The 16,881-nt window shown below is 71.8% G+C and carries 12 protein-coding genes, 1 tRNA gene and 1 pseudogene; 11 read left to right on the top strand and 3 right to left on the bottom strand.

Features of this window, described 5'->3' with window-relative positions; translation table 11 throughout:
- Positions 1–295: 295 nt before the first annotated feature.
- The 6 genes from ABEA77_RS09655 (at position 296) to glmS (ending at position 7,856) form a co-directional block, all read left to right on the top strand.
- Positions 296–1,762 carry a pyridoxal phosphate-dependent decarboxylase family protein gene (locus ABEA77_RS09655; protein ID WP_345643980.1) on the top strand — a complete coding sequence of 489 codons (1,467 nt, stop codon included), beginning with the start codon at positions 296–298 and terminating at the stop codon, positions 1,760–1,762.
- Positions 1,746–3,065, top strand: coding sequence for a lysine N(6)-hydroxylase/L-ornithine N(5)-oxygenase family protein (locus tag ABEA77_RS09650; RefSeq protein WP_345643977.1), 1,320 nt, complete (start codon positions 1,746–1,748; stop codon positions 3,063–3,065). Before ABEA77_RS09655 ends, ABEA77_RS09650 begins: the two co-directional genes overlap by 17 nt.
- Positions 3,062–3,682 (top strand): GNAT family N-acetyltransferase, encoded by a 621-nt coding sequence (locus ABEA77_RS09645; protein ID WP_345643974.1) that lies wholly within the window; start codon positions 3,062–3,064, stop codon positions 3,680–3,682. Before ABEA77_RS09650 ends, ABEA77_RS09645 begins: the two co-directional genes overlap by 4 nt.
- Positions 3,679–5,469, top strand: a complete 1,791-nt coding sequence (locus tag ABEA77_RS09640) for an IucA/IucC family protein (protein ID WP_345643971.1) — start codon at positions 3,679–3,681, stop codon at positions 5,467–5,469. Before ABEA77_RS09645 ends, ABEA77_RS09640 begins: the two co-directional genes overlap by 4 nt.
- 209 nt (positions 5,470–5,678) lie before the next feature.
- Positions 5,679–5,954: a hypothetical protein gene (locus ABEA77_RS09635; RefSeq protein WP_345643968.1), complete on the top strand. Its 276-nt coding sequence runs from the start codon at positions 5,679–5,681 to the stop codon at positions 5,952–5,954.
- A gap of 72 nt (positions 5,955–6,026) precedes the next feature.
- Positions 6,027–7,856, top strand: a complete 1,830-nt coding sequence (gene glmS / locus ABEA77_RS09630; protein WP_345643965.1) for a glutamine--fructose-6-phosphate transaminase (isomerizing) — start codon at positions 6,027–6,029, stop codon at positions 7,854–7,856.
- Positions 7,857–8,248: 392 nt separating this feature from the next.
- On the opposite strand, the gene ABEA77_RS09625 is transcribed toward glmS, so the two are convergent.
- Positions 8,249–8,770 (bottom strand): universal stress protein, encoded by a 522-nt coding sequence (locus tag ABEA77_RS09625; protein WP_345643962.1) that lies wholly within the window; start codon positions 8,768–8,770, stop codon positions 8,249–8,251.
- 1,204 nt (positions 8,771–9,974) lie between these two features.
- On the opposite strand from ABEA77_RS09625, the gene ABEA77_RS09620 reads away from it, so the two are divergent.
- The 5 genes and pseudogenes from ABEA77_RS09620 (at position 9,975) to ABEA77_RS09600 (ending at position 13,662) form a co-directional block, all read left to right on the top strand.
- Positions 9,975–11,216, top strand: coding sequence for a helix-turn-helix domain-containing protein (locus ABEA77_RS09620; protein WP_345643959.1), 1,242 nt, complete (start codon positions 9,975–9,977; stop codon positions 11,214–11,216).
- 10 nt (positions 11,217–11,226) lie between these two features.
- A complete protein-coding gene (gene orn, locus ABEA77_RS09615) occupies positions 11,227–11,829 on the top strand; it encodes an oligoribonuclease (RefSeq protein ID WP_345643956.1) in 603 nt (200 codons plus the stop codon).
- A 91-nt stretch (positions 11,830–11,920) separates the two neighbouring features.
- Positions 11,921–11,993, top strand: a tRNA-His gene (locus ABEA77_RS09610).
- A 322-nt stretch (positions 11,994–12,315) separates the two neighbouring features.
- Positions 12,316–12,513 (top strand): annotated as a pseudogene (gene cutA / locus ABEA77_RS09605) (divalent-cation tolerance protein CutA); the annotation flags it as partial.
- A gap of 342 nt (positions 12,514–12,855) precedes the next feature.
- The gene (locus tag ABEA77_RS09600; protein ID WP_345644217.1) at positions 12,856–13,662 is read left to right on the top strand and encodes a phosphotransferase; all 807 of its coding nucleotides are present in this window, start codon (positions 12,856–12,858) and stop codon (positions 13,660–13,662) included.
- 276 nt (positions 13,663–13,938) lie between these two features.
- On the opposite strand, the gene ABEA77_RS09595 is transcribed toward ABEA77_RS09600, so the two are convergent.
- Positions 13,939–14,727 (bottom strand): SDR family NAD(P)-dependent oxidoreductase, encoded by a 789-nt coding sequence (locus ABEA77_RS09595; protein WP_345643955.1) that lies wholly within the window; start codon positions 14,725–14,727, stop codon positions 13,939–13,941.
- A 224-nt stretch (positions 14,728–14,951) separates the two neighbouring features.
- Positions 14,952–16,760 (bottom strand): flavin-containing monooxygenase, encoded by a 1,809-nt coding sequence (locus tag ABEA77_RS09590; protein ID WP_345643953.1) that lies wholly within the window; start codon positions 16,758–16,760, stop codon positions 14,952–14,954.
- Positions 16,761–16,881: the final 121 nt, after the last annotated feature.

Here is a 16,881-nt window from a genome sequence, read left to right as displayed (position 1 = left end):
GTACGGCGCCCCGCGCCGCCTGGCCGTGGGGGCGCTCCCGCCCGGAGCGGCCTGGCCGCACGCGCCCGGACGGGTTCCCCGTACGGGGCCCGTCGTGTACGCGTGTACGGACCACGCCGCGCCGCCGGCGCCCGCGTGCCTCCAGGGCCAGGCACCCGCGCCCGCCGACGCCCACCGGGGCCCCGGCGCCCCGGCCGAGTCGACAAGTTAGGTTAGGCTAACCTTGCTTTACGCGCACGGACCCGTGTGCGTGCGTCGACTTCCGTATCCCACCCCCCGCCCGGAAGGACCCCCTATGCGTTCTCACCTGCTCAACGACACCACCGCGGAGCGCTACCGGCGCTCCGTGGCCGACGGGGTCGGGCGGGTGGCCGCGCGCCTCGCGTCGGTGCGATCGCCCTTCTCCGGTGTGACCCCTGACGCACTCCGCCCCGAGATCGACGCCATCGACCTGGACCGTCCCCTCGGTGACAACGACTCGGCCCTCGACGAGCTGGAGCGCGTCTACCTGCGGGACGCCGTCTACTTCCACCACCCGCGCTACCTCGCGCACCTCAACTGCCCCGTGGTGATACCCGCGCTGGTGGGCGAGGCCGTGCTCTCCGCCGTCAACTCCTCTCTCGACACCTGGGACCAGAGCGCGGGCGGCACCCTCATCGAGCGGCGGCTGATCGACTGGACGGCCGCCAGGATCGGCCTCGGGCCCTGCGCGGACGGCGTGTTCACCAGCGGCGGCACCCAGTCCAACCTCCAGGCGCTGCTGCTCGCCCGCGAGGAGGCCAAGGTCGCCGAGGACACCCACGGCCGCCGGCGGCTGCGCGTCTTCGCCTCCGACTGCGCCCACTTCTCCGTGCAGAAGTCGGCGACGCTCCTCGGGCTCCCCGCCGACGCCGTCGTGCCCGTGCCCGTCGACCGCGACCGGCGCATGCGGCCCGCCGCCCTCGCCGCCGCGGTGGAGGGCTGCCTCGCCGAGGGCGACGTGCCGATGGCCGTCGTCGCGACCGCCGGCACCACCGACTTCGGCTCCATCGACCCGCTGTCCGAGGTCGCCGCGGTGTGCGAGCGCTTCGGCACCTGGCTGCACGTGGACGCCGCCTACGGCTGCGGCCTGCTGGTCTCCCCCACCCGCAGGGACCGCCTCGACGGCATCGAGCGGGCCGACTCGGTGACCGTCGACTACCACAAGTCCTTCTTCCAGCCGGTGAGTTCGTCCGCCCTGCTGGTGCGCGACGGGGCGACGCTGCGGCACGCCACCTACCACGCGGACTACCTCAACCCGCGCCGCGCGCTCACCGAGCGCATCCCCAACCAGGTCGACAAGTCCCTCCAGACCACGCGCCGCTTCGACGCGCTGAAACTGTGGATGACGCTGCGCGTGATGGGCGCCGACGGCGTGGGCCGGCTGTTCGACGAGGTGTGCGGCCTCGCCGCCGACGGCTGGCGGCTGCTCGCCGCGGACCCGCGCTACGACGTGGTGGTCAGGCCCCGGCTCTCCACCCTGGTGTTCCGCTACATTCCCCGGGACATCACCTCGCCCGCCCAGATCGACCGGGCCAACCTCTACGCCCGCAAGGCGCTGTTCGCCTCCGGTGACGCGGTCGTCGCGGGCACGGTCGTGGACGGCCGCCAGCACCTGAAGTTCACCCTGCTCAACCCGGAGACCACCGTCTCCGACATCGCCGCCGTCCTCGACCTGATCGCGGACCACGCCGAGCGGCACATCGCGACGGAGAACGGGGGACGCCTTGCCCGCGCATCCTGACACCGCGGTCGCCCGGGTCCACGACGTCGTGGGCATCGGACTCGGCCCGTTCAACCTGGGCCTCGCCTGCCTCGCCGAGCCGCTCACCGAGCTCGACGGCGTGTTCCTGGAGAGCAAGCCGGACTTCGAGTGGCACGCGGGGATGTTCCTCGATGGCGCGCACCTCCAGACGCCGTTCCTCTCCGACCTGGTCACCCTCGCGGACCCGACGTCGCCGTACTCCTTCCTCAACTACCTGAAGGAGGCGGGCAGGCTCTACTCGTTCTACATCCGCGAGAACTTCTACCCGCTGCGCACCGAGTACAACGACTACTGCCGCTGGGCGGCGGGGAAGCTGTCCTCCGTGCGGTTCGGCCGCACCGTCACCGCCGTGACGTACGAGGAGGCCGACGAGGTCTACAGCGTGCACACCGACCGCGGCGAGACCTACCGCGCCCGGCACCTCGTCCTCGGCACCGGCACCCCGCCGTACGTGCCGGAGTGCTGCGCCGGCCTCGGCGGCGATCTCATCCACAACTCCCGCTATCTGGAAGCGAAAGCGGCCCTCCAGGCGAAGGAGTCCATCACGATCGTCGGCAGCGGGCAGAGCGCGGCGGAGATCTACCACGACCTCCTCTCGGAGATCGACACCCACCGTTACTGGCTGAACTGGGTGACACGCTCGCCCCGGTTCTTCCCCCTCGAATACACCAAGCTGACCCTGGAGATGACCTCGCCGGAGTACGTGGACTACTTCCACGCGCTGCCCGAGGACACCCGCTACCGGCTGGAGAGGGAACAGAAACCCCTGTTCAAGGGGATCGACGCGGAGCTGATCAACCAGATCTTCGACCTGCTCTACCAGAAGAACCTGGGAGGCCAAGTCCCCACCCGGCTGATGGCCAACACCGCGCTGCACTCGGCCCGTTACGAGCCGGGCGCGCCACCGGGCGGCACGTACACGCTCGGCCTGCGCCAGGAGGAGCAGGGCCGGGACTTCTCGCTCGCCACCCAGGGGCTTGTCCTCGCGACCGGCTACCGCTACCGCACACCGGAGTTCCTCGCGCCGGTCGCCGACCGGCTCAGGCTCGACGGGCACGGGCGCTTCGACGTCGCCCGCAACTACTCCGTCGACACCACAGGTCGGGGCATCTTCCTCCAGAACGGCGGGGCGCACACCCACAGCGTCACCTCGCCCGACCTGGGCATGGGCCCCTACCGCAACGCGTACATCATCGGCGAGCTCCTCGGCCGCTCCCCCTACCCGGTGGAGAAGGCCATCGCGTTCCAGGAGTTCGCCGCGCCTGAAGGGACGATCGCATGACCGACCCCGTACCTGGCCCAGCGCGGGGCCGGCAGCTCAGCGCCTACGCGGCGCACTTCACCCGCACCGACCCGCGCCTCGGCGCGTTCGCCGTGCGCGGGGTCGACCCGCTGACGGACGCCGCGCTGCTGCACCGCTGGGTCACCCATCCGAAAGCGTCGTTCTGGCTGATGCAGGGCGACTCACTGACCGACGTGGAGCGGGCCTACATGGCGATAGCCGCAGCCGACCACCACGACGCGTACCTCGGGCTGCACAACGGCGTCCCGGCGTTCCTGATCGAGCGGTACGACCCCGCGCACGTCGAGCTGAAGGGCCTCTACGCGGCGGAGCCCGGAGACACCGGCATGCACTTCCTGGTGGATCCGGAGCCCGCGCGGCCACTGCACGGCTTCACCCGCGCCGTGCTCACGACGGTGATGGAGTTCCTCTTCTCCGACCCGGCGGTGCGGCGCGTGGTCGTCGAGCCGGACGTGCGCAACACGGCCGTGCACGCGCTCAACGAGGCGGTCGGTTTCCGGGTGGTGGAGAAGCTCGCCAAGCCGGAGAAAGAGGCGCTGCTGAGCGTCTGCACCCGCGCGGACTTCACCGCGGCCACCGGGGGCGGTGCGCGATGACCCACCCCTACCCCGCGGACGCCGCAGACGCCGTCGCCCATCTCACACCCGGGCTGTGGGCCGAGGCGAACCGCGCGCTGATACGCAAGGCGCTCGCCGAGTTCTCGCACGAGCGCCTGCTGACCCCCGAGCACCTCGGCGACGGCGCGTACCGCGTGCTGAGCGACGACGGCGCGACCGAGTACCGCTTCAGCGCGGAGCGGTTCGCCCTCGACCACTGGCAGGTGGCCGCGGGCTCCGTGACCCGCCACCGGGACGGGCATGAACTTCCGCTGGACGCCCTGGAGTTCGTCACCGAGCTGCGCGGCGCTCTGGCGCTGTCCGACGCGGTGCTCCCGGTGTATCTGGAGGAGATCTCCGCGACCCTCGCGGGCACCGCCTTCAAGCTCGCCAAGAAACCCGCCACGGCAGCCGAGTTGGCGTCCGCCGCCTTCCAGGACATCGAGACCGGCATGACGGAGGGGCACCCCTGCTTCGTCGCCAACAACGGCCGGCTCGGCTTCGGCGTGCACGAGTACCGGGCCTTCGCGCCGGAGGCCGCGTCCGAGGTGCGGCTGGTGTGGCTGGCCGCGCACCGCGACCACGCCACCTTCACCGCGGGCGCGGGCCTCGACCACGACACGCTGATGCGCGCCGAGTTGGACGACGCGCAGCGCGACCGCTTCTCCGCGGTGCTGCGCGGACAGGGCCTCGAACCCGGCGACTACCTGCTGCTGCCCGTACACCCCTGGCAGTGGTGGAACAAGCTGTCCGTGACCTTCGCCGCCGAGGTGGCCGCGCGGCGCCTCGTCCTGCTCGGCGAGGGCGACGACCGGTATCTGGCCCAGCAGTCCATCCGTACGTTCTTCAACACCAGCCGCCCGGACCGGCACTACGTGAAGACGGCGCTCTCCGTGCTCAACATGGGCTTCATGCGCGGCCTCTCCGCCGCGTACATGGAGGCCACGCCCGCCATCAACGACTGGCTCGCCGGCCTGGTCGAGCAGGACGGCGTGCTGCGTGCGGCCCGCTTCTCGATCATCAGGGAGCGCGCGGCCGTCGGCTACCGCCACCGGGCGTTCGAGGCGGCGACCGCCAAGGGCTCCCCGTACCGCAAGATGCTCGCGGCACTGTGGCGGGAGAGCCCGGTGCCCTCGCTGACCGGCGGCGAGCGGCTCGCCACCATGGCGTCGCTGCTGCACACCGACCGGGAGGGGAAGTCGCTGGCCGCCGCGCTGGCCGCCGAGTCGGGGCTCGCCCCCGCCGAGTGGCTGCGCCGCTACCTGGACGCGTACCTCGTGCCGGTGCTGCACTGCTTCTACCGGTACGGCCTGGTGTTCATGCCGCACGGCGAGAACGTCATCCTCGTCATCGAGGACGGTGTGGTGAAGCGGACGGTGTTCAAGGACATCGCCGAGGAGATCGCGGTGATGGAGCCGGACACCCCGCTGCCGCCGGAGGTCGAGCGCATCCGGGCCGACGTGCCCGAGGAGATGCGGCTGCTGTCGGTCTTCACCGACGTGCTCGACTGCTTCCTGCGGTTCCTCTCCCCCGCCCTCGTCACCGAAGGCGTGCTGGAGGAGGGCGAGTTCTGGAGCACGGTCGCCGACTGCGTCCGGGTGTACCAGAGTGCGGCGCCCGAGCTGGCCGAGCGGTTCAAGCGGTACGACATGTTCGCGGGCGAGTTCGCGCTGTCCTGCCTGAACCGGCTCCAGCTCCGCGACAACGAGCAGATGGTGGACCTCCAGGACCCGTCAGGGGCGCTCCAGCTCGTGGGCACGCTCCGCAACCCGCTGGCGGCCGGCTGACGCCGCCGCCCCCGACCCCGCCCCTGCCGTCGCGTCCTTCGGCGGGGGCGGCCCCCTTCCCGCGCCCCCCTGCGGCCGCTCCCGCCCGCCCCGGCAGGGAACCCGCCCCGGCCGGCAAACCGGCCCCATACACCCCCGAATGCGCGGTTCCCTGCCCGATTCCGGGCAGAAATGTTGCTCAGCTCCCCGATTATCGGCAATATCAACGCGTGCTCGATCGCCGCGCGTCGTACGACGACCTCATCGACCACCTGGTCGGCTCGACCGCGCTGCGGCGCGGTGAGGCCGCCCGGGTGGTGCTCGACGTGCTGGCGTACTTCGACGAGACGACGGAGGAGTTCGTACGCCGCCGTCACCGGGAGCTCCAGGCGGGCGGCGCGGTGAACTCGGTGATCTTCGAGCGGATCGCGGCCGAGCTGCCGCACCGCGCGGTGGCGCCGCCGCGGCTCTCGCTGCGACAGCTGCGCCGCATCGTCTACGGCTGACACGCGGGCGCGGCGGGCGGCGCCGCGCGGACGGTACGGGCACACCCGATACCAGGAGGGGCAGAGCCTGACATGTGCGGAATCGTGGGTTACATCGGCAAGCGGGACGTCGCTCCGCTGCTGCTCGAAGGGCTGCAGCGGCTGGAGTACCGGGGGTACGACTCCGCCGGGGTCGTGATCACCGGCAAGCCGGCCGCGGGGCGGCCCGCGGCGCTGCGGGCGGTGAAGGCCAAGGGCCGGGTGCGCGACCTGGAGGCCAGGATCCCCAAGCGCTTCGCGGGCACCACCGGCATCGCGCACACCCGCTGGGCCACGCACGGCTCCCCCAGCGACGAGAACGCGCACCCGCACCTCGACGCCGAGGGCCGGGTCGCCGTCGTCCACAACGGAATCATCGACAACGCCGCCGAGCTGCGGGTCAAACTGGAGGCGGACGGCGTCGTCTTCCAGTCGGAGACGGACACGGAGGTCCTCACCCACCTGGTGGCGCGCTCGCAGGCGCCCACCCTGGAGGAGAAGGTCCGCCAGGCCCTCCAGCTCATCGAGGGCACGTACGGGATCGCCGTCCTGCACGCCGACTTCCCCGACCGGATCGTGGTCGCGCGCAACGGCTCCCCCGTGGTGCTCGGCATCGGCGAGAAGGAGATGTTCGTCGCCTCCGACGTGGCCGCCCTCGTCTCGCACACCCGGCAGGTCGTCACGCTGGACGACGGCGAGATGGCCACGCTCAAGGCCGACGACTTCCGCACCTACACGACCGAGGGCTCGCTGACCTCGGCGACCCCCACCCACGTGGAGTGGGAGGCCGAGTCGTACGACATGGGCGGCCACGACACCTACATGCACAAGGAGATCTCCGAGCAGGCGGAGGCCGTGGACCGGGTCCTGCGCGGCCGGATCGACGACCGGTTCTCCACGGTGCACCTCGGCGGCCTCAACCTGGACGCGCGCGAGGCGCGCGGCGTACGGCGGATCAAGATCCTCGGCTGCGGGACCTCGTACCACGCGGGCATGATCGGCGCGCAGATGATCGAGGAGATCGCCCGCATCCCTGCGGACGCGGAGCCCGCCTCCGAGTTCCGCTACCGCAACCCGGTGGTCGACCCTGACACGCTGTACGTGGCCGTGTCGCAGTCCGGCGAGACGTACGACGTGCTGGCGGCCGTGCAGGAACTCAAGCGCAAGGGCGCGCGGGTGCTCGGCGTGGTCAACGTGGTCGGCTCGGCGATCGCCCGCGAGACGGACGGCGGCGTGTACGTGCACGCGGGACCCGAGGTGTGCGTGGTGTCCACGAAGTGCTTCACCAACACCGTGGTCGCCTTCGCGCTGCTCGCGCTGCACCTCGGCCGGATCAGGGACCTCTCGGTCGCCGACGGGCGGCGGATCATCGAGGGCCTGCGGCGGCTGCCGGGGCAGATCGAGGAGATCCTGGCAGCCGAGGGCGACATCGAGGAACTCGCGTCGTCATACGCGAACGCGAAGTCGATGATGTTCATCGGCCGGGTGCGCGGCTACCCGGTGGCGCGCGAGGCGTCCCTGAAGCTCAAGGAGGTCTCGTACATCCACGCCGAGGCCTACCCGGCGTCGGAGCTCAAGCACGGCCCGCTGGCGCTGATCGAGCCCGCGATGCCGACGGTCGCGATCGTGCCCGACGACGACCTGCTGGAGAAGAACCGCGCGGCCCTGGAGGAGATCAAGGCCCGCGACGGGCGCATCCTCGCCGTGGCCCACCGCGACCAGCCCAAGGCCGACCACACGATCGTCGTGCCGAAGAACGAGACCGAGCTCGACCCGATCCTGCTGGGCATCCCGCTCCAGCTGCTCGCCTACCACACGGCGCTCGCGCTGGGCCGCGACATCGACAAGCCGCGCAACCTGGCGAAGTCCGTCACCGTCGAATAGTCCAACGCCCGAACGACGGCCGGGCCTGGCAGCTGGGGGGTTGGGGGCGCGGCGCCCGGTGAGTGCCACCCGTTGGCACCGGGCGCCGCGCCCCTCGGAAGGGGCCGGTGCCTGCCCTGGACACCGGCCCGTGGCCCTTCACGGCTCCTCGCGGCCCGTCCGGCGCACCGGGGTCGGCGCCGCGCTTCCCCACCGACCGGCCCGCGACCGTTGTGTACCCTTCACCGGGGCACGGCGCACCCCTACGCGTGAGTAGATTCACTTTCACCGCGAGAGTGTTGACGGCGCGTCATACCCATGGGGCAGGTGGGGCGGGCGGGATGCTGCACGGGGCGGCGCCGACCACCACGACAGGCGTCAGCGGCTCACGGGATGACGACCACGCCGGCGGATCACGGGATGACGACCACCGGACGGCGCGCGCGGCGCGCGAGCCGGCCCGCGACGGAGCCGAAGATGCGCCCGACGATCCCGTGCGTCGACCCCACGACGATGGCGTCGGCCGAGTACTCCTGGCCGACCTCCTCCAGCTCGTGGCAGATGTCCCCGCCGCGCTCCACCAGGATCCAGGGCACCTCGGAGAGGTGGTCGGCGCAGGCGAGTTCGAGTCCGAGCACCTCGGTGCGGTGGTCGGGCACGTCGACGAAGACGGGGGGCTCGCAGCCCGCCCACACGGTCGTCGGGAGTCTGTTGGCCACGTGGACGATGATCAGGCCGGAACTGATCCGGCTGGCCATTCCGATGGCGTACGCGAGCGCTCGCTCGCTCGAAGTGGAGCCGTCGAACCCGACCACCACTCCGTGGCGGAAGGCCGGATCGCAGGACGTGCTCGGCTGTTCCTCCGCCAGCAGTTCCGCCAAGGGGTCGGCTACCTGCTTGCGGTCAGCGGGTTCAGGGATTTCGTGACCGGCCATGGATGTCTCGGCGAAGGAGGTCCTCTTGGGAAGGAACGACGATGGCGACGACGGGCGGGCAACGGGCGAAGCTCTGTCCGGGAATCATCTTTCCCAGGCCCTTACCCCAAGGGTACGGCGACACTCCTCTCATGCCCAGGCTTTGGCGTCCCACACGCGGCGCTCGCGCGCGGCGTTCCAGGGAGCATGCACGAGCGGACGGCGCAGCGCAATGCTCGATGGCGAGTACATCCGGCCACGGGACGCCCTCGGCCGCCTGCGCGGGGCCGTGCGGGCGCGTGCGGGGAGGCGACCGTGCGCGCAGGGCCCCGGCGTGGTGGCTGTACGCGGTCACGGTGGGTGACGCGCCCGTGGGCGGTGACCGTAGGCAGTCACGGCCGGTGACGTGCACGGGGCGGCGACGCGGGCCGGGGGGAAGGCGGGCTGCGGGCTCCCGTCGCGGGCGCCGGCGTGGCGCGCGGGTCCCCCAGGGCGCGCACGCCGCCGGGCGGTGCCGAGCCGTACCGCGCGGGACCGGGGGCGCCACGGGTGGTCCTTACCGCTCCAGGAGCCACCGCCCGACGCCCCGGGCGGGGGCGCGCTCCAAGATCCGCGCCGCGGCCGGATGCGGGCGGCTTCCCGGCCCGTCCGTCCACCCGACCGCCCGGCCGACCAACCGGCTGAACGAATCCGGCCCCGCGGGCCGCCGGGCGACGCGCCCCGGCGAGCATGGCGCGCCCCGGCGCACGGGGGCGCATACGGGGTCACGCAGCGGCTCATCAATGCACGGGGGCTCATAAACGTTTCCCGTGCGCGCTTCTGGAGATTGAGCACTTCACACAGCCCCATCCATCTCTTTTCGGCCAACTTCTCGCTCCTACCGAACCCTTGGCGAAATCGTTCGCCAACCCCCTCGCGACCAGGCACGAGACTCTTTCCGTTCGCCAATCCCGCCCATCGGGACGGGCCATGGGCGGGAGGCGTACTTCCCTGCACGGCCCGCGAGTGGAACGCTTCGTGATCGAATGCTTCACGCCAAGTTGCCTTGTCGACATAACGGCGGGTACGGAACTGGTCACGGCGGCACCACGGGACCCAGTAGATTCGATCTTGGGCATCGAAGGCCGGGGACCCGTGCAAAACCGAGGGGAATCGTGCAGGAGCGAGCAGGCCGACAAGAACGGCAAGAACGGGGAGACGCGAACACCGAGGGGGGCTTAGCGCCATGAGCCAGGACTCCACCGCCACACAGGAGTCAGTACGGAAGCTTTCCGGGCGTCGCCGCCGGGAGGTCGTCGCAGTGCTGCTGTTCAGCGGCGGTCCCATCTTCGAGAGCTCCATTCCGCTCTCGGTGTTCGGCATCGACCGGCAGGATGCCGGGGTGCCCCGCTACCGCCTGCTGGTCTGCGCCGGGGAGGACGGCCCCCTGCGGACCACGGGCGGCCTCGAACTGACCGCGCCGTACGGCCTCGACGCCATCGGCAGGGCGGGCACGGTCGTCGTGCCCGCCTGGCGCTCGATCACCGCGCCGCCGCCGCTGGAGGCGCTGGAGGCGCTGCGCAGGGCGCACGAGGAGGGCGCGCGGATCGTCGGCCTGTGCACGGGGGCGTTCGTACTGGCCGCCGCGGGTCTGCTGGACGGCCGCCCGGCCACCACGCACTGGATGTACGCGCCGACGCTGGCGAAGCGGTACCCGTCGGTCCACGTGGACCCGCGGGAGCTGTTCGTCGACGACGGCGATGTCCTCACATCCGCGGGCACCGCGGCCGGAATCGACCTGTGTCTCCATATAGTCCGCACGGACCACGGTTCCGAGGCCGCGGGGGCGCTCGCGCGCAGGCTCGTCGTACCGCCGCGCAGGAGCGGGGGCCAGGAGCGCTACCTGGACAGGTCTTTACCTGAGGAGATCGGCTCCGACCCGCTCGCCGAGGTCGTCGCCTGGGCGCTTGAGCACCTGCACGAGCAGTTCGACGTGGAGACGCTCGCCGCGCGCGCGTACATGAGCCGCAGGACCTTCGACCGGCGGTTCAGGTCGCTCACCGGCAGCGCGCCGCTCCAGTGGCTGATCACCCAGCGGGTGCTCCAGGCGCAGCGGCTGCTGGAGACGTCCGACTACTCCGTGGACGAGGTCGCCAACCGCTGCGGCTTCCGGTCCCCGGTGGCGCTGCGCGGCCACTTCAGGCGGCAGCTCGGCTCGTCGCCCGCGGCGTACCGCTCCGCGTACCGGGCGCGGCGGCCACAGGGCGACGCGCCGGAGCCGCGGGCCGCGACGGCCGCGGGCCCCGGGGCCGGCCCGATGGATCCCGGCGTGCCGCAGCAGACCCGGCGCCCCGGCGCCGGGCAGAACGGGTCCGGCACGCCGGCCGGGGGGCCCGGGGCCGGGCCGGAGGCGGACAGAGCGGGCCAGGACGTCTTCGCCGGGGGCTCGGGACGGCCGGGCCTGCCCGGACAGCGGAGCGCGCCGTAGGGTAAGGCGCATGAACGATCGAATGGTGTGGATCGACTGCGAGATGACCGGGCTCTCGCTGGCGAACGACGCACTCGTCGAGGTGGCCGCGCTGGTCACCGACTCGGAGCTGAACGTGCTCGGCGAAGGGGTGGACGTCGTGATCCGCCCGCCGGACGCGGCCCTGGAGACGATGCCCGAGGTGGTGCGCACCATGCACACCGCCTCGGGCCTCCTCGACGAGCTCGCGGCGGGCACGACCCTCGCGGACGCCGAGGCCCGGGTCCTCGCGTACATCCGCGAACACGTCAAGGACCCCGGCAAGGCACCCCTGTGCGGCAACTCGGTCGCCACGGACCGCGGCTTCCTCGCCCGGGACATGCCCGACCTCGAGGGTTACCTGCACTACCGGATCGTCGATGTCTCCTCGGTCAAGGAACTGGCCCGCCGCTGGTACCCGAGGGCCTACTTCAACAGTCCGGAGAAGAACGGCAACCACCGCGCGCTCGCCGACATCCGCGAGTCCATCGCGGAGCTGCGCTTTTACCGCGAGACCGTTTTCGTCCCGGCCCCCGGCCCGGACTCCGACACGGCGAAGCGGATCGCCGCGAAGCACGTCGTACACCCCGCCTGACCACCCCGCGGCACCCCCGCACAACGGCGGCGCGAGCACCCCCGCGGACCCTGTACACTTTTTCTCGGCCGGTCGGGAACGACCGGTCGTGGTGGGTGTAGCTCAGATGGTAGAGCACCTGGTTGTGGTCCAGGATGTCGCGGGTTCGAGTCCCGTCACTCACCCTTCGTGATCAAGGGCCGACCTGCATGAACAGGTCGGCCCTTCTTCATGCCCGAAGCCCTGGGAACATCGCGGTGCCAGGGGACGTCACAGCCGCCGTAATCCCTCTCCCCCGCGCGCTCGTCCACCGCCACGACAGCACCCCGCCCGACGACTCCGGCGCCATGCCCCAGACCCGCCCCGGGCTCGACCCGACCCGCGGGCAGTACCCGTGAACACGCGCCCCCCAGCACCGGCGCACGGCCGGGCAGAGGGCGCTTCGTCGCGCTCACGCAGTACCGTGGAGGCTCTTTGCAGCCCAAGCGGGTCAATAGCCTCTCGTCCATGACTGACTTCGTGCAGGTGTCAACGGCAACCGAGACCCGGGAGCAAGCCGTCGAGCTGGCGCGATCCGTCGTCCAGAACAGGCTCGCGGCCGGCGCTCAGATCCTCGGTCCCGTCACGTCCGTGTTCTGGCACCTCGGGGAATTCGGCACCGGCGAGGAGTGGCAACTCCTCTTGAAGACCCGTGCCGACCGTTACCCCGTACGGGAGGCGCAGTTGGCGGTTCGTATCCGGTCATGGTTACCCCGTCGTGCCTGCTCACCCCTCGGGGTGAACCGCGGCCGTCCGCCGGATCGCCTGCGGCCGACGAGCGGCCCGCCACCGAGGACTTCACGCCGCCTGGACCGCCAGGCGAGACAACCCGCCACCGAGAGCAGGACAACACCATGTGGCACACCCTCAGCGCGGACGACTGCGATCACGAACGGGCCGGCTGGTCCGGCAAGATGCGCTGCCGCACGTGCGGCCAGACGCAGGGGTGACCCGCCACCATCGGAGGGGCGCCGGGTGCCGGCGCCCCTCCCCGCACGAGGAGACAACGTGATCGAGCAGCACCTGCCGTGGGCCGGCCTGCCCGCCCCGCTCCGGGCCGCGGTCCAGCGGCACACAGGCGTCGTGACGTCCGCCGAGTCCGTCGAGCAGGGACTGAACTGCTCCGCCGCCGTGCGGCTCACCGCGGCCGCCGGAGCGTTCTTCGTCAAGGCCGTGCGGGGCGAGGACACCGAGGGCCTGGCCGGCCTCGCGCAGGAGCAGCGCGTCGCGCCGCTCGTCGGCGCCGTCAGCCCCGCCCTGCACCTGGCCGTACGCGAGACGGGCTGGCACGCGCTCGTCTTCGACCTGGCGCCGGGCCGGACCGCGGACCTTGCCGCTGGGTCGCCGGACGTCGAAGCCGTCGCCGCACTGATGCAGCGCCTCGCCGGCCTCCCGCCCGCGCCCGCCGGGCTGCTGCAGTTCGCCGACCGGTACGCCGCGCACCTGCTGCCCGGCGACGCCGAGCTGCTGCACGGCGAGCACCTGCTGCACACGGACACGAACCCGCACAACCTCCTCGTCGACGGCGGCGATGCTCGCCTCGTCGACTGGGCCATGCCCGCCGTCGGGCCCGCCTGGATCGACCCCGCCCTCACCGCGGTCCGCCTCATGGAGAGCGACCAGACGCCCGCGGCGGCGCTGGCGTGGCTCGACCAGATCCCATCGTGGCGGCACGCGCCGGCGGCCGCGGTCGCGGCGTTCGTCGGGGTGGTCTGCCGGGACTGGGCCGCGCGGATCGGCGAACGGGAGGCCGAGCCGAGCAACGCCAGGTTCCGGGCGCTGCTCACGCACTCCCTCACTCCGATCCGCCGCTGACCCCGCGCTCCCCGCCACCACGGCGGCCAGGGCTCACACATCCTGTACGAGGTCCACGAGTCCACGAGCGTCACCCCGAGGACGTCCGCGATCAGCAGCAGGTCCATGAACCGCGGGTCCCGGCTGCCGCCCTCGTGCCGCGGGATGCCGCGCCGGTCGGATCCCGCGGCGGCCGGGAGCCGTTCCTGGGGCAGCCCACGCTCGGCCCGGAGCGCGGCGGCGCCATGACGGTCGCCGTCGAAGTCCTCCTGCTGGCGGAACGTCTCGCCGGCCGAGTCAGACTGCCGACCAGCCGTCGTCGACCGGGAGAACCGCGCCGTTGACGAAGGAGGCCGCGTCGGAGGCGAGCCACACAAGGGCGGCTGCCTGCTCCTCGGCGGAGCCGAGACGGCCGGTGTTCGCACCGATGAGGCCCGTGATCACGGCGGGGCCGTGGGCGTCGGGGCGGCTGTCGACGCCCATGCCGGTCGCGGTGGGACCGGGCGCGATCATGTTGGTCCTGATGCCCTGCTTGCGGTACATCACGGCCAGGTGCTTGACGAGTCCGGTGATCCCGTGTTTGGCGGCGGTGTACGCCGCTCCGGCGGCTCCGCCGCGCAGGCCCGCCTCTGAGCCGGTGAAGACCAGGCATCCGCTGCCGGCGGTCAGCATGTGCGGGAGTACGGCGCGGGCGAGGAGGAAGGGGGCCGTGAGATCGATCCGCAACACCCGTTCCCACTCGGCGCTTTCGGTCTCGTGCGCCGCCGACATGCGGTCCATGATTCCCGCGTTGTTGACCAGGACGTCGACCCCGCCGAACTCCGTGACCGCACGGGCCACCACGGCGTCCACCACCTGCTGCTCCCCCAGGTCCCCCACGACCGCCAGCGCGACGCCCCCAATGTCCGTGGCCTTCCGCACGGTCTCCTCGGCGCCGTCCGCGTCGAGGTCGGCCACCAGGACGCGGTCTCCCTGGGCGGCGAAGGCCAGAGCGGCGGCCCGGCCGATGCCGGACGCGGCCCCGGTGACGATCACACTGCGGGGGGTGCGCAAAGCGGTGTCCTGCTCGGGTACGGCTGTGGTCATGGGGGCCTCGGGGAAGGTGTGGGGACGGAGGGGAGGAGAGTGCGGGGAGGATCACCGGACTCCTGGGGGAGAACCCGTCGTCAGATCGGCACTTCGGGCTGCTGCCTCTTCGGCCGACGACCCGTTCACCAGGGTCTTGCGATCCTGCAGGCAGCAGGCAGCGGGCAGGGCCCGCGTCGCCTCTCCGTCGAGGGCTACGGGCCGGGCCGGCCCGGCCGGCCGCCTCAGGGGCGGGGAGCGGTCCTGGCCTGGAGGACCTCGCCGATCGACTCGTCGCGCCAGCGCCTGAGGAGTCGGTGGAAGGCGACGGCTCCATGGGGGTAGGCGGTCGGGCCGTTGGGCCGGCCGCGTCCCTCGCGGTTGTAGTAGCCGGGGGTGCACTCGGCGTGGAACCACTCGTGGTCGGGGGCGTCCTTGGCCAGGACGGCGATCCAGGCGTCCTCGGCCTCGTGGGACGGCTCGATGAGGGCGTCCCTGGCCTCGGCTGCCGCGATGAGGGCGGCGGCATGGGCGGCCTGCTCGTCCAGGATGTGGGTGAAGTTGACGCTGCTGGCGTTCTGCAGAGAGCCCATCTGGATCAGGTTGGGGAAGCCGTTGCTGGTGAAGCCGTGGAGTGTGCGCGGGCCCTGCCGCGCCCACCTGTCCAACAGCTGGACGCCGCCCCGCCCGTGGACCGGGAGCTTGCCCGAGAGAACGCCGGACGCCCCGACGTTGAACCCCGTGGCGAAGATCAGGCAGTCGAGTTCGTACGTGGTGCCGCCGACCGTGACACCGTGTCCGGTGACGCGCTCGATGCCATGGGTGTCCGCGGTGTCGACCAGGGTGACGTTGTCGCGGTTGAAGGCCGGGTAGTACAGGTCGGAGAAGGTGGGGCGTTTGCAGGCGTAGCGGTACCAGGGCTTGAGCTTCTCCGCCGTCTCCGGGTCCGTGACGGTCTTCTCGACGCGGGCGCGGAGTTCGTTCATCTTCGCGGCGTCGGCCATCTCGTAGGCGGCTTCGAAGGTCTTCAGGTCGCCCCCGCGCCGGAAGCTCGGCAGGAGTTTCTCCAGCAGGCCCGCCGACGCGGTCCACTGGTCCGCCACGAGGTCCTCTTCCGCGTCCTCGCCGGAGACGATGCGGAGGTAGTTCTCGCGCCGCTCGCGGGCCCAGCCCTCGCGGTCGGCGCCGACGTCCTCGGCGGTGGTGCGGCGGTTGTCCCGTCGGTCCACGGTGGAGGGGGTGCGCTGGAAGACGTAGAGGTGCGCGGCGTCCTCGGCCAGCATGGGGATGACCTGGATGCCGGTGGCACCGGTACCGACGACGCCCACCCGCTTGTCCGCGAGGCCGGCCATGCCGCCCTCCGGGGTACCGCCGGTGTAGGCGTAGTCCCACCGGGAGGTGTGGAACGTATGGCCCGTGAAGTCCTCGATGCCGGGGATGCCGGGGAGTTTCGGGTCGGTGAGGGTGCCGGTGGCGTTGACGACGTACGTGGCCCGGAAGAGGTCACCGCGGTCCGTGGCCACGGACCATGTCTCGGACGTCTCGTCCCAGGTGAGGGCGGTGACGCCGGTGGAGAACAGCGCGTGGGCATAGAGGCCGGACATGTCGGCGATCCGCACCGCGTGACGGCGGATCTCGTCACCGGGGGCGTACTTCCACTCCGGTATGTAGCCGGTCTCGTCGAGCATCGGCAGGTACACGTGGGACTCGATGTCGCAGTGCACGCCCGGGTACCGGTTCCAGTACCAGGTGCCTCCGAAGTCGCCGCCCTTCTCCACGATCCTGACCCGCTCCACGCCCTGTTGCCGCGCGTGCGCCCCGGCGAGGATCCCGCCGAATCCGCCGCCGATCACCGCGACGTCGACGGTGTCGCGCAGAGGAGTGCGCTCGTTCGGCGCCTCCGTGTAGGGGTCGGCGGCGTAGTACCCGAACTCGCCGTCCGCGTCGCGGTATTGAGCGGCTCCGTCGGGACGGACGCGCCGCTCACGCTCAACGCGGTAGCGCCGCCTCAGCTCGGCGAGCTCGTGAGGGGCAGGCACGTGAGGAGTGGTCATGCAAGGCCTCGATCCTGGACGGCGGGGCCGCCACGGGCGGGCGGCCGTCCGCTACGGTAGCAAGAACCGGACAGCGGTGTCCGGTTGTGGTCGGCCGGTACGGCAGCATCCGGACTTTCGA

It is taken from the genome of Streptomyces tremellae (genome assembly GCF_039540215.1).
Classification (GTDB): Bacteria; Actinomycetota; Actinomycetes; order Streptomycetales; family Streptomycetaceae; genus Streptomyces; species Streptomyces tremellae.
Note: the sequence above shows the minus strand (reverse complement) of the source record. Positions and strands in the feature narration are given on the sequence as shown.